Annotated in this window: 11 protein-coding genes; 3 read left to right on the top strand and 8 right to left on the bottom strand. The window is 71.9% G+C overall.

Features of this window, described 5'->3' with window-relative positions:
* The first annotated feature begins 219 nt into the window (after window positions 1–219).
* A complete protein-coding gene (locus AB0L33_RS10965; protein WP_365679855.1) occupies window positions 220–714 on the top strand; it encodes a DUF3145 domain-containing protein in 495 nt (164 codons plus the stop codon).
* A gap of 132 nt (window positions 715–846) precedes the next feature.
* Here the strand turns inward: AB0L33_RS10965 and fabF are convergent, their stop codons facing one another.
* The 5 genes from fabF to AB0L33_RS10940 form a co-directional block, all read right to left on the bottom strand.
* The gene (gene fabF / locus AB0L33_RS10960) at window positions 847–2,109 is read right to left on the bottom strand and encodes a beta-ketoacyl-ACP synthase II (protein ID WP_365679852.1); all 1,263 of its coding nucleotides are present in this window, start codon (window positions 2,107–2,109) and stop codon (window positions 847–849) included.
* A gap of 77 nt (window positions 2,110–2,186) precedes the next feature.
* Entirely contained in the window at window positions 2,187–2,435 is a 249-nt protein-coding gene (locus AB0L33_RS10955) for an acyl carrier protein (protein ID WP_365679850.1), read from the bottom strand.
* Between the two features lie 62 nt (window positions 2,436–2,497).
* A complete protein-coding gene (locus AB0L33_RS10950) occupies window positions 2,498–3,529 on the bottom strand; it encodes a ketoacyl-ACP synthase III (protein WP_073965316.1) in 1,032 nt (343 codons plus the stop codon).
* Between the two features lie 13 nt (window positions 3,530–3,542).
* A complete protein-coding gene (locus AB0L33_RS10945) occupies window positions 3,543–4,457 on the bottom strand; it encodes an ACP S-malonyltransferase (RefSeq protein ID WP_365679848.1) in 915 nt (304 codons plus the stop codon).
* 89 nt (window positions 4,458–4,546) lie between these two features.
* Complete coding sequence (locus tag AB0L33_RS10940) at window positions 4,547–5,746, bottom strand: helix-turn-helix domain-containing protein (RefSeq protein ID WP_365679846.1); 1,200 nt, start codon at window positions 5,744–5,746, stop codon at window positions 4,547–4,549.
* Between the two features lie 90 nt (window positions 5,747–5,836).
* On the opposite strand from AB0L33_RS10940, the gene AB0L33_RS10935 reads away from it, so the two are divergent.
* A complete protein-coding gene (locus AB0L33_RS10935) occupies window positions 5,837–6,493 on the top strand; it encodes a pirin family protein (protein WP_365679844.1) in 657 nt (218 codons plus the stop codon).
* A 21-nt stretch (window positions 6,494–6,514) separates the two neighbouring features.
* Here the strand turns inward: AB0L33_RS10935 and AB0L33_RS10930 are convergent, their stop codons facing one another.
* Window positions 6,515–6,691 (bottom strand): hypothetical protein, encoded by a 177-nt coding sequence (locus AB0L33_RS10930; protein ID WP_365679842.1) that lies wholly within the window; start codon window positions 6,689–6,691, stop codon window positions 6,515–6,517.
* Between the two features lie 105 nt (window positions 6,692–6,796).
* Complete coding sequence (locus AB0L33_RS10925; protein WP_365679840.1) at window positions 6,797–7,378, bottom strand: GNAT family N-acetyltransferase; 582 nt, start codon at window positions 7,376–7,378, stop codon at window positions 6,797–6,799.
* 250 nt (window positions 7,379–7,628) lie between these two features.
* On the opposite strand from AB0L33_RS10925, the gene AB0L33_RS10920 reads away from it, so the two are divergent.
* Complete coding sequence (locus tag AB0L33_RS10920) at window positions 7,629–9,704, top strand: alkaline phosphatase family protein (RefSeq protein WP_365679838.1); 2,076 nt, start codon at window positions 7,629–7,631, stop codon at window positions 9,702–9,704.
* Between the two features lie 39 nt (window positions 9,705–9,743).
* On the opposite strand, the gene AB0L33_RS10915 is transcribed toward AB0L33_RS10920, so the two are convergent.
* Window positions 9,744–13,481 (bottom strand): S8 family serine peptidase, encoded by a 3,738-nt coding sequence (locus AB0L33_RS10915; RefSeq protein ID WP_365679836.1) that lies wholly within the window; start codon window positions 13,479–13,481, stop codon window positions 9,744–9,746.
* Between the last annotated feature and the right edge of the window lie 99 nt (window positions 13,482–13,580).

Here is a 13,580-nt window from a genome sequence, read left to right as displayed (position 1 = left end):
GGGCCCCGGGACCGACGGTACGTCACACCTCCGATACCGGGGCGCGGTAGCTTTTCCCCGTCGAACCAGTGGCTTTCGCGGCTCCCGGCTCCACTCGGGTGGCATCCGAACATCACACCGCGTCACATACTGTCGCTTTTCCGGAGAATAACTCCCGATGCTGTTTACTGATGACAGGCCGCTGGGGAAGGCGAACCTCGTCCCACACTGGAGGTCCCGGTGACGACACGTGGAGTCCTGTACGTTCACTCCGCACCGCGCGCGCTCTGCCCACATGTCGAATGGGCGGTGGCGGGAGTCCTCGGCGGGCGGGTGCAGCTCGACTGGATCAGACAGCCGGCCGCGCCGGGCACCTGGCGCTCCGAATTCTCCTGGCGGGCCCGGCCCGGCACGGCGTCCAAGCTGGCGTCCGCGCTGCGTGGCTGGGACCTGCTGCGCTTCGAGGTGACGGCCGAGCCGTCGCCCACCGCGGAGGGCGAGCGCTACAGCTCCACGCCCGCGCTGGGCATCTTCCACGCCGTCACCGGCATGCACGGAGACATCCTGGTCCCCGAGGACCGGCTCCGTGCCGCGCTGGCCCGCTCCGCGGGCGGTGAGACGGATCTGGCGGCGGAGATCGCCAAGCTCCTGGGCAAGCCCTGGGACGACGAGCTGGAGTCCTTCCGCCACGCGGGCGAGGGCGCCCCGGTCCGCTGGCTCCACCAGGTCGTCTGATACCGGGGCAAATCAAGCCCCTCCGGCGATTGAGGAGCGGGGGCCCGGGGGCAGAGCCCCCGAAACCACGACGAAGCCCGCACCCCCACGTGAGGGGTACGGGCTTCAAAGCTGCGCGGACGCGCAAGCGCGTCAGACGCTGCGGAACGCCAGCACCACGTTGTGGCCGCCGAAGCCGAACGAGTTGTTGATCGCCGCGATCGGCCCCTCCGGAAGCGCCCGGGGCGCGTCCCGGACGATGTCCGCCTCGATCTCCTCGTCCAGCTTGTCCACGTTGATCGTCGGCGGAGCCATCCGGTGGTGCAGCGCCAGGACCGTCGCCACGGTCTCGATGCCGCCCGCACCACCGAGCAGGTGGCCCGTCATCGACTTCGTCGCGGAGATCGCGACGTGGTCCAGGTCGTCGCCCAGCACCGAGCGCAGCGCCTTGACCTCCGCGAGGTCACCCTGCGGGGTGGACGTCGCGTGGGCGTTCAGGTGGGCGATCTCCGACGGCTTGAGGTCCGTCTGGTCCAGCAGGTTCTGCATCGCCGCGGCGATGCCGCGCCCCGTCGGCTCCGGCTGTGCGATGTGGTGGGCGTCGGCCGAGAGGCCCTGGCCCAGCACCTCGCAGTAGACCCGGGCGCCGCGCTTCGCCGCGTGATCCGCGGACTCCAGGACGACGACACCGGCACCCTCGCCGAGGACGAAGCCGTCGCGGCCCACGTCGTACGGGCGGGAAGCCTTCTCCGGCTCGTCGTTGCTCTTGGACATCGCCATCATGTTGGCGAACGCGGCGATCGGCAGCGGGTGGATCGCCGCCTCGGTGCCGCCGGCGAGGACCACGTCGGCACGGCCGGTGCGGATCATCTCTACGGCGTACCCGATCGCCTCGGCACCCGAGGCGCAGGCGGAGACCGGGGTGTGGACGCCCGCCTGGGCGTTCACCTCGATGCCGACGTTCGCGGCCGGGCCGTTGGGCATGAGCATGGGCACGGTGTGCGGGGAGACGCGGCGTACGCCCTTCTCCTTCAGCACGTCGTACTGGTCGAGCAGGGTGATCACGCCGCCGATGCCGGAGGCGATCACCGAACCCAGCCGCTCGGGCTGGATCGTTTCGTCCTCACCGGCCTTGCCGGTGAAACCCGCGTCCGCCCACGCCTCACGGGCCGCGATCAGCGCGAACTGCGCCGAGCGGTCCAGCCGGCGGGCGAGCGGACGGGGCAGGACGTCAGCGGGATCGACGGCCGCCAGGGCCGCGATCCGGACAGGCAGTTCGGCGAAACGTTCGCCCTCAAGAGGCTTGACGCCGGAACGCCCGGCCATCAGACCTTCCCAGGTCGATGCGGAATCGCCACCCAGCGGAGTGGTTGCGCCGATACCGGTGACGACCACGGTGCGATTGGTCGAGTTCACTGGAAAATCTTCTCCACGTGTAGGGGGTCGTGAATCAGCGGCGCCACCGCCGGGTGGCGACACACGAACCGGCTGGATCAGTCCTGGTGCTTGAGGATGTAGTCCGCGGCGTCGCCGACGGTCTTGAGGTTCTTGACGTCCTCGTCCGGGATCTTCACGTCGAAGCGCTCCTCGGCGGCGACGACGACCTCGACCATGGACAGCGAGTCGACGTCCAGGTCGTCCGTGAAGGACTTGTCCAGCTGGACGTCCTCGACGGGGATACCGGCGATCTCGTTGACGATGTCCGCGAGACCTTCGACGATCTCTTCCTGCGTGGCGGCCATTTCGGCGCTCCTTCGATGTGTTTCTGCTGGGTTCGGGCGTCCGGGCGAAAAGCCCGGAGTGCCTAGGGGAGAGTAACGACCGTCGCGGCGTAGACGAGACCCGCCCCGAAGCCGATGACGAGCGCGGTGTCGCCGCTCTTGGCCTGACCGGTCGCCAGGAGCCGTTCCATGGCGAGCGGGATCGAGGCGGCCGAGGTGTTGCCGGTGGTCTCCACGTCACGTGCGACCGTGACGCTCTCCGGCAGCTTCAGCGTCTTCACCATCGAGTCGATGATCCGCATGTTGGCCTGGTGCGGGATGAAGACGTCCAGGTCCTCCGCGGAGATCCCGGCCGCGTCCAGCGCCTGCTGGGCCACCTTCGCCATCTCGAAGACGGCCCAGCGGAACACCGCCTGGCCCTCCTGCGTGATGGCGGGGAACTTGACCTCGCCGCGGTCGTTGAGGGGCAGCTTCGTGACGTCGCCGAGCTGGAAGTCGTTCCATGCCACGGTCTGCTTGATCGTCTCGGACTTGTCGCCCTCGGAGCCCCAGACGGTCGGGCCTATGGCGGGCACCTTGGAGGGGCCGACGATGACCGCTCCGGCGCCGTCGCCGAACAGGAAGGCCGTGGCCCGGTCCGTCAGGTCGGTGAGGTCGCTCAGCCGCTCGACGCCGATGACCAGCACGTACTCCGCGGAGCCCTCGACGATCATGCCCTTGGCCAGGGTCAGCCCGTAGCCGAAGCCCGCGCAGCCGGCCGAGATGTCGAAGGCGGCGGGCTTGCCGGCGCCGACCTTGTGGGCGATCTCGGTCGCGATGGCCGGGGTCTGCTTGAAGTGCGAGACCGTGGAGACGATGACCGCGCCGATCTGCTCGGGGGCGATCCCGGCATCCGCGATGGCCTTGCCGGACGCCTCGACGGACATCGCGGCCACGGTCTCCTCCTCGGAGGCCCAGTGGCGGGTCGCGATGCCGGAGCGGGAGCGGATCCACTCGTCGGAGGAGTCGATCGTCTCCAGGATGACCTCGTTGGGCACCACCCGGGTCGGACGGTAGCCGCCGACACCCATGATCCGCGCGTAAGGAGCGCCCTGGCTGGGCTTGATCTTCGACATGCTCTCGGGCTCCTTAGGCGCCCGCGTGCTCAGCGATGAGCGCGCGGGCCGCGTCGAGGTCGTCGGGGGTCTTGAGCGCGAGGGTCGGGACGCCGGGCAGCGCCCGCTTGGCCAGGCCGGTGAGGGTGCCGCCGGGGCAGACCTCGATGAGCGCGGTGACGCCCATCTCCTTGAAGGTCTCCATGCACAGGTCCCAGCGGACCGGGTTGGCGACCTGGCCGACGAGCCGGGTGATGACCTCGTGGCCCGTGGCGACGGTCTTGCCGTCGGCGTTCGAGACGTACGTCACCGAGGGGTCCGAGACGTCCAGGTCCCCGGCCGCCGCGCGCAGCCGCTCGACCGCGGGCGCCATGTGGTGCGTGTGGAACGCGCCGGCCACCTTCAGGGGCACCACGCGGCGCACGCCCTCCGGCTTGTCCTCGGTGAGCGCGGCGATCTGCGCGGCGGTGCCCGCGGCGACGATCTGGCCGGCCCCGTTGACGTTCGCCGGGGTCAGCCCGAGCTTCTCCAGGTGGGGCACGGTGACCTCGGGGTCGCCGCCGAGCAGCGCCGCCATCCCGGTCTCGGTGACCGCGGCCGCGTCGGCCATGGCGAGCCCACGCGTACGGACGAAGCGGAGCGCGGCCTCGGCGCCGATGACACCGGCGAACGAGGCGGCGGTGATCTCACCGACGCTGTGGCCGGCGACGACGTCCGGCGAGGCGTCGAGCGCGGCGGCCGACAGCAGACCGGCGGCGACCAGCAGCGGCTGGGCCACCGCGGTGTCGCGGATCTCCTCCGCGTCCGCCTCGGTGCCGTAGCGCAGGAGGTCGAGCCCGATGGCGTCGGACCAGGCCGCGATGCGGTCGGTGGCACCGGGGAGGTCGAGCCAGGGAGTCAGGAAGCCGGGCGTCTGAGCGCCTTGGCCGGGAGCGACGAGTACGAGCACCCTCACACTCTCTCTTGTGAACGGTCCGGAACACCCGTGGGGACAGGGACGAAGAACCGTAGGGGGAATTGTTGATGTCCGACAAAAGTCTAGGACTGCGTATCCCGGTCGGCCAGACGCCCCAGGATCAGGGCGATTCGCAGAGTGAACGCCGAGCGCACATCGGAAGGTGACCAGCCGGTGACGTCTGTCACACGTCGAAGCCGGTAGCGCACGGTGTTGGGATGCACGAAGAGCATCCTGGCCGCGCCCTCCAGGCTGCTCGCCTGTTCCAGATACACACTCAGCGTTTCCAGGAGCGCGGAGCCCGCCTCTTCAAGCGGTCTGTAGATCTCCTCCACCAACTGCTCGCGCGCTGCGGGGTCTCCCGCCATCGCGCGCTCCGGCAGCAGATCGTCCGCGAGCACCGGCCTCGGCGCGTCCTGCCAGGCCCCGCACGCCTTCAGCCCGGCGGCCGCGGCCTGCGCGGACCGGGTCGCGGCCAGCAGGTCCGCCACCACGGGCCCGGCCACCACGGGGCCCGCCGCGTACGGCCCGATCAGGGCCTTCGCCACCTGGAGCGGATTGTCGCTGCCGCCCGCGATGACCACCAGGCGGTTGCCGAGCACCCCCGTGAGGACCTGGAGCTTGGCGTGCCGGGCGGCGCGCCGGATCGCCTCCACGGTCAGTTCGCTGTCCCCGTCCGGGGCGGTGCCGAGCAGCACGCAGACGTGCTCGGGGGAGTTCCAGCCGAGCGCGGCGGCCCGGGAGACGGCGCCCTCGTCGGCCTCGCCGGACAGCACCGCGTTCACCACGAGCGATTCGAGGCGGGCGTCCCAGGCGCCCCGGGCCTCGGCCGCCTGCGCGTACACCTGGGCGGTCGCGAACGCGATCTCGCGGGCGTAGACGAGCAGCGCCTCCCGCAGCACCGACTCGTCGCCGGGCGCGGCGACCTCGTCGATCGCGGCCTCCATGACCTCGATCGTGGTCCGCACCATCTCGACGGTCTGCCGCAGCGTGATCGCCCGGGTCAGCTCGCGCGGGGCGGTCCCGAAGACATCGGTCGAGATCGCCTGCGGGGTCTCCGGATGCCGGAACCACTCGGTGAACGCGGCGATACCGGCCTGGGCGACCAGGCCGATCCAGGACCGGTTCTCCGGGGGCATGGCCCGGTACCAGGGCAGCGACTCGTCCATGCGGGCGATCGCGTTCGCGGCCAGCCGGCCGGAGGACTGCTCAAGCCGCTTCAGGGTCGCGGCATGGCGATGGGCGTCGTTCGGAGCGGGCTGCTCAGGATCGGGTCGGGGCACGGAGACAAGACTGCCTTATCCGGACGCGCGCCCGGATGGCCGGGGCCGGGTGGCGGCCGGGTCCGGAGGCCGGCGGGCTACCGTGGACGGGTGATATCCGTACACCGCGCGGGCGACCGGTTCGAGGGCGGGGACGCGGCGGCCGGCATCGCGTCCCGGCACGCGTTCTCCTTCGGCACCTTCTACGACCCCGACAACCTCCGCTTCGGCCCGGTGCTGGCCTGCAACGAGGAGCGCCTCGCGCCCGGCGCGGGCTTCGAGGAGCACCCGCACAGCCATACGGAGATCGTCACCTGGGTCGTCGAGGGCGAGCTGACGCACCGCGACTCCGCCGGCCACGCCACGGTGGTCCGGGCCGGTGACGTCCAGCACCTCAGCGCCGCCTCCGGCGTCCGCCACGTCGAACGCAACGACGGCGACCGTCCGCTGACGTTCCTTCAGATGTGGCTCGCGCCCCTGGAGCCCGGCGGCGAGCCCTCGTACACGACCGTCCCGGGCATCGCCGACTCCACCCCGTACGCCCTCCCCGAGGCGGGCGCCATGCTGCACGTACGCCGCCTCGCGGAGGGCGGGCGCGCGGCGGTCCCGGACGCCGCCCGGGCGTACGTGCACGTGGTGCGCGGCACGGTGCGCGTCGGCTCCGAGGAGCTGGGGGCGGGCGACGCGGCCCGGATCACCGGGGAGACGGGGCTCGAACTGGTCGCGGCGGACGCGGCCGAGGTGCTGGTCTGGGAGTTGTCCGGCTGACGCACCCCGGCCCCGCCCGGGTCAGCGGGCGTGGTGCCGGCCCGCCTGCTGGCGCGGGATCTCACTCAGCCGCATCGCCGGGCGGCGACGGCTCCGGTCGGGGAACGGGTTGCGCCGCGCGGGCACCTTCGGGGCCAGGGCCACGAAGACGACCGGGGCGGCGACAGCGACGAGGATCAGCACGATGACGACGTTCATGTTCCTGCCTTCCGCCGGGTACTGATGGTCTGTCACTACTTTTCGTAACCGGAAAAGGCCGTCGTAAACACGGGGGGTGACAAAGATTGGGGCTGCGGAGGCGTGCTACCGCCGCCACATCGACCACATCGGCGGCCCCGACCGGAACGTCATCTCCTCGCTGACCTCGAAGCCGTGACGGCGGTAGAACGTGAGGTTGCGGCTGTTGCTCGACTCCAGGAAGACCGGGCGGCCGTCCGCGTCCGCCCTTTCCAGCAGGCCGCCGAGGACCACCGAGCCGCGCCCCGTACCGCGTGCGTCGGCGTGGGTGCCGATGTACTCCACGTACCAGTGCGCGGGGCGGGCCGGGTGCCGGTGCTCCAGGGGCAGCAACCTCCCTGTCGTGCGGGGGAGTTGCGCCCGGCTCGCCCGCAGCAGCGTGCCCGCGTTGCGCAGCAGGTAGCCCGCCGGGAGTTTCCAAGCGCCGGGCTCCGCCCAGACGGCCGCCACCGTGCGGTCCCGGTCCGTCCAGACCCGTCCCGCCGGGACCTGCTGCGCCAGGTGCGCGGTGAACAGCAGCCGCAGCCGCCGGTCCCGGTCCCGGGGCATCAGCCAGGACCAGACCGGGTCCTCGGCGTACGCGCTGGCCAGTACGTCCGCGAGCGCGGGGACGTCGGACGCGGTGGCGCGGACTATGTCGTCGGTCATGGGCGGGGAGCGTAGCGGCCGTCCGTGACCGGCGGCCAGCGTTCCGGCAAGACCGGCCGACCGGCCATCGGGGCGCGATTTTCGGCTATCACCGTGCGGGATCTCGACTGCGTGTCGGGGCCATGTAAATCTGCCGGTGCCTCAGGAATACGTCCACGGTTCGCCCGCCGTTCGCACCGGCGGCCTAGTTTTCGCAGGCGCGCAGACTCCCTCCCCCTTGTGAACCACTCTTCCCATCAGAGGTGCCCCGATGACCCTTCAGACCAGCGAGTTCCCGTGTCCGGACACCGAAGCCGATGACACCGGCGAGCTCACCAACGAGATGCGCATCAGCCGCCGCCGGATGCTGCAGACGGCCGCCGTCTCGCTCGGCGCCCTCGCCGCGGGGCCGGTGGCCGACGCGGTCGGCGGTGCGCAGGCCGAGGCGGCCGAATACCGCCTGCCCAAAGGCTTCAAGGGCGATATCTCCGACCTGAAGCACGTGGTGATCCTCATGCAGGAGAACCGTTCCTTCGACCACTACCTCGGCCAGTTGAAGGGGGTGCGCGGCCACGACGACAAGCAGGTCCTGACCTTCCAGGACGGCACCAGCGTCTTCCAGCAGCGCGACGCCACCGGCGCCATCGTGACGCCCGCCGTCTCGACCGCCACCTGGAGCGACAAGCACAACTTCTACGGTGCCAACGGCGGGCGCTGGGACACCTGGGTGCAGGACAAGGGCGACCACTGCATGTGGTACTACACGCCCGACTACATGCCGTGGATGTACTCGCTCGCCTCCCAGTACACCGTCTGCGACATGAACTTCTGCTCGCTGCACGGCCCCACCATCCCCAACCGCTACTACCTGATGAGCGGCACGGCGGGCGGTGAGACCACCAACGCGGGCCAGAACAACTACACCCGCCGCTGGACCACCGTCCCCGAACAGCTCCAGCAGGCGGGCATCAACTGGCGGGTCTACTCCGACAACAGCGGCAACGGCGTCGGCAAGAGCCTCCAGAGCGGCTACGTCGGCGAGTACGGCTGCAACGTCACCAACAGCTTCGCCGCCTTCGACCCGCGCACCGCCGACCCGGCCGAACTCGAACCGGGCACCGGCAGGGTCTGGAAGGCCAACTCCTTCGTCTACGCGGGCGCCACCACGCCCAACGACGACTCCGAGGCCAATCTGGACGCCGTCCTGCGCGACCTGATCGCCGCCTGCGAGCCGGGCGCCGAGCACCCGCTGCCCGAGGTGTCCTGGGTGGTCATGCCCGCCGCGTGGAGCGAGCACCCGGGCTTCGACACGGTGCACGGCGAGCGGTACATGAACAAGGTGCTGAAGACCCTCCAGAGCAACGAGGACATCTGGAACCACACCCTGGTGATCATCACGTACGACGAGAACGACGGGAAGTTCGACCACGTCCTGCCGCCGCGCCCGGAGGCGGGCACCCCCGGCGAGTTCTCCGGCACCACCCCGTACGGCTTCGGGCCCCGCGTCCCGATGGTGCTGGTCTCCCCGTGGAGCCGCGGCGGCTACGTCGCCTCGGAGGTCTTCGACCACACCTCGACCGTGAAGTTCCTGGAGACCTGGGCCGCGCACCTGGGCAAGCCGTTCACCTGCCCGAACATCACCCCGTGGCGCCGCTCCATCGCCGGAGACCTGACCAGCGCGATCGACTTCGCGCACCCGCGCCCCGGCCCGGTCGTCATCGCGGACCCGGTCACCGGCACCCCGCCGAGGCCGCCCCGCGACCGGATGGAGCCGCGCGGGCTCTCCTTCCACCCGCACGCCGTGCTCACCGAGGACCGGGCCGCCGGAACGGTGACCGCCGCCATGACGCTCACCGGCGGCCCGGAGGGCAAGGCGGTCAGCCTCCAGGTCTTCCCCGACCGGTACCTCCCCTTCGAGAACATCCCGCACACGGTGAGCGCGGCCGCCCCGCGCACGTACACCTGGGACACCACCGCGACCGACGGCAGATACGCGTTCTCGGTGTACGGCCCCGACGGGTTCCTGCGCTCCTTCGCCGGGCAGCTGCTCCCCGAGGACGCGGACACCCGCCGCACCGGCCTGCCGCGCGTCGAACCGCGGCTGGTCCGGGGATGGCGCCCGGTGGTCCGCCTGGGCCTGCACAACGACGGCCACCACCCGGTCCGCTACACCCTGGTGGCCAACGACTACGCGGGCGGCACCCGGAAGGTCACCGTCCCCGGCGGCCACTCCGCGGTCGTGGACTGGCCCACCGAGCATGGCTACTACGACGTGGTGCTCACCGCCGACACCGGCACCGGCTGGACCCAGCGGTACGCGGGCCGGGTGGCGACGGTGAACGACTGACGGACGGGGCGGGTCCGGACCGGGCCCGCCCCGTCGCCGCTACTTCAGGCCGAACGCCCGGATGACGTCCTGGCTGACCTTCAGCCCGTCCGGCCCCTGGGCGGTGGCCCGCAACGACACCCAGCCGCCCTTGTGGAGCGGAGTGGCGAGGGCCGTCCGCCACGCCCCGTCGCCGGACCGCTTCAGCGTCACCGGCCGCCAGGTCGCCCCGTCGTCGTACGACACCTGGAGCGTGGCCCCGGTCGCCGCGACCCCGCTGGTGTAGCTGGACGAGCTGAGCCCCAGCTCCACCCGGCTGCCCGCGCGGGCCCGGCCGAGGAGGTCGGTGTCGACGTCGTAGCCGAGGTCGAGGACCGGGATCTCCTTCTTGGGCGTGCCCTGCGGCGGGGCCGCCGAGCGGAACGTCCAGGTGGTGTCCGTGGCCGTCGACGCGGCCCAGGTGCCGTTGTCGCGGTCCGTCCTGAGCGAGAGCGTGTACTCCTGCTCCGCGCCCGGCAGCCCGGTGGAGTAGCCCGCGTAGGCGCCCTTGGCCACCACCGTGCCGCCCTGGCGGAGTTCGGAGGACGCGGTGCCGCCCGGCGACCGCGCGATGTGCCCGTCCGAGCCACCGGACCAGGCGGGCACGCTCCAGGAAATGCCGTTGCTGGTACGGCTGGGCCGCCACAGCCCCTCGCCGAACCGGGGCGCGTTGACCGGCTTGAACCACTCACCGGGGTAGCGCTCGCCCGCCGCATACGTCCGCCCCGGGGCAACCTCCAGCACGGAGTCCGCGCCGAGGGAGCTCAGGGTGAACCGGTGATCCTCGTTCCACACGCCGAGGCCGTCGGGCAGGGGCGTGAGGTAGTCGGTCCGGGTGCCGGGGTAGCCCTCCTTCTGCGTACCGCCCACGCCCTGGCCCCAGGAGGGCGTCAGGAGCCGGTGGCCGGTGCCCTCGCGGGTGCCCGCGTCCTTGCGGAGCGCGTAGAACGACGTGTCCACGCGGGCGAGTTGCCCGTTGCCGGGGCGATAGACCAGGTCCCGGTCCGGGATCGATCCCTTCTGATACTGGAGCAGGTCGTACTGATACTCCGGGTAGCGGTGCTCGTCGAGGCTCAGGGCGCCGAAGCCCGTCTTCGCCTCCTCAATCAGGCGTGCCCCGTCGGTGCTGCCCGTACTGGCCAGCGTCAGGCCGTGGCTGTCGTCGTACGTCTCGTACAGCCGCCCCGGCTGCTCGGCCACGGTGATCAGCATGGCGGCCCCCGCGTCGGCCGCGGCCCGCGCCCGCTCGGCGGGACTCGACGTGCCGCGGTCCACGACGACCGCGCGGCCCTTCGCGTCCAGCCGGGCGTAGTCGGCCGGGGTGCCCGAGCCCGCGTAGACGGTCCGCAGCAGCCGGTGGCCGTCGTGGGGGGCGGTGCCGTCCTGCCCGGTCAGCTCGACCGAGTGGCCGGTGAGCGTGGTGGCGTCGAGGGCCTTCTGCCGCAGCTGCCAGTGGACCATCAGGTCCTGGACGCCGCCCTCGGTCTGCGCGGTGGGCGAGACGTACAGCTCCGTGTACGCCTTGTCCAGGACGAACGCCGAACCGATGGCGCCCCCGCCCGTGAGGCTGCGGCGGTACTGGACGACCGTCTGCGCGTTCTCCGTCTCGCGCGGTGCGACGGCGCTCACCCGGCGGGCCTTCGTGGCGTCGAGGCGGGCCGTCGCGTCACTGTGGCCGGGGCCGACGGCGACGTCCGGGGCGACGAGCACGGCCATGCCGAGGGCGTCCGGGCCGTCACCGTTCACGTCCAGGAAGCCGAAGGCGCTGTAGGTGCGCGCGGGGAGGCGCAGCGTGGTCCTCCCGTAGACCTCCACGAAGCCGGGCGCCGGGTTGCCGGGGAAGGTCAGCGCGACCGTGCCGGTGGCGGGCTTCCCGTCCCGGCCGGTCAGCTCGATGGTGTAGTCGTACGCCTCCGGCTCCTTGAACAGGGCGTACGCCGTGTGCGCGGCGGTTGCGCCGGTCGCGCGGTCCACCGCGGTCACGAGCCCGGACAGCAGGGTCGTGGGCGTGGAGACGGGCAGCCCCGTGGGGTCGATCCGGAGCGTGACGGCGGCCGTTCCGCCCGCCGGGACGGTCACCGACGGCTCGGACAGCGACACCGTCGAGCCGGTCGTGTCCGTCTTCAGGTCCAGGGTGACGTCGGCGGTCCCCGTGTTGCGGTACGTGATCGTGCGGTCGACCGGTCCCGCGTCCGCGTTCGGCCACTTGAAGGCGGCGGCCGGCACGGAGCCGGGCGCCTCGATCGTGGACTCCACGGCCGCCACGACGTCCATGCGCCCGGTGCCCTGCTGATAGGGCGTCAGGCCGCTGAGCTTCTTCGACGTGGACATCAGGGCGTTCTTGATCCGGTCCGCGTCCCAGTCCGGGTGCGCCTGGTGCAGGATCGCGGCACCGCCCGCCACGTGCGGCGTGGCCATCGAGGTGCCGCTCATCGACTGGTACATCGACGCGCCCTCCGCCGGGTGCGCCGCCGCCGCGCTGATGCCCACGCCCGGCGCGGAGATGTCCGGCTTGAGGGCGTACGAGCGCGCGATGGGCCCCTGGCTGGAGAAGCCCGCCCGGGCGTCGCGCTGGTCGACCGCGCCCACCGTGAGCGCCGAGGCCGCGGCGCCGGGCGAACCGATCGAGCCCACCGAGATGTTGTTCCCGGCGGCGACCACGAACAGCGGGCCGCCGTCGGCGGAGAGCCGGTCTACGGCCTGCGAGAGCGGGTCCGTGCCGTCGGACGAACTGTTGGTGCCCAGGCTCATCGACACCACGTCGACGCCCTGCGCCGCGGCCCACTCCATCCCGGCCAGGATGCCCGACTGGCTGCCTTCGCCGTTGTCGGACAGCACCTTGCCGACGTAGAGCTTCGCGCCCGGGGCGACCCCCTTCTCCTTGCCGTCGGAGGCCGCTCCCGACCCGGCGATCGTGGAGGCCACGTGCGTACCGTGCCCGTGCCGGTCGTCGGCGGTCTCACCCGGTACGAAGCTCTTCTCGGCGGCGATCACATTCTTGAGGTCCGGGTGGGTGGCGTCGATGCCGGTGTCCAGGACCGCCACCTTGCTGCCCGTCCCGTCGAATCCCTTCGCCCATGCCTCGGGGGCGCGCACCTGGGCGACCGAGTCGCTGAGCGCCGCCTCCACCTTGGCGTCGAGCCACAGCTTGCCGATGCCGCTGCCCGCGGCGAACCCGCGCGCCTTCGCGGGTGCGGCCGGGGCGATGTCCTTCCAGAAGGCGCGCCCGTGCCCGGCGTCGGCCTTCATCGCCGTGGCGTCGACCGCGTCGAACCTGCGCACCTTCGAGGCCCCGGCCGGTGCGGCGGGGGGCTCGGCGGTGCGTCCCGCGGGCGCGGTGGCGATGACGGGGATGCCGCCGGAGCGGGCGTCGTCGTAGCCCATGGCCACCAGACCGGTGACGTTGAACAGCTCGACGTCCAGCTTCCCGGAGGCGATGAGCCCCATCGCCTCGGTCGGGATGACGTAGGTGTGGTGGCCGTAGCTCTGCACGCTCACCCCGCCGCGCGCGCCCGGCGCCCGGTCGACGGTGACGTCGTCCTGGTCACCGGGGAGGTCCGTGTAGTGGACCACGTCCCCCGTGACCAGGGTGATGTCGTGGACGGGCTGCCCGGCCGCGGCGGGGGCCTGCGCCGTGCCCGCCGCAGCCGTGCCGCTGTCCGCCGAGGCGGGCGGTGAGACCAGCAGCGCACCGCTGAGCGCGAGCGCGGTGGCGGTCGCCGCCGGGAGGTACCGGAGACTGTGTCTTGGTCGCGTCATGGAGGGGGTCTGCGCGGCCGGACACCCCGGCAACCCCGGTCACCGTGGCGGGACTGCGTCATGTCGTGAGCTCGTCAAACGGTGGGCGGGCGCGTGGGC

The sequence above is a fragment of the Streptomyces sp. NPDC052299 genome (genome assembly GCF_040679335.1).
Taxonomy (GTDB): Bacteria; Actinomycetota; Actinomycetes; order Streptomycetales; family Streptomycetaceae; genus Streptomyces.
This window is presented reverse-complemented; position numbering and strand designations above follow the sequence as displayed.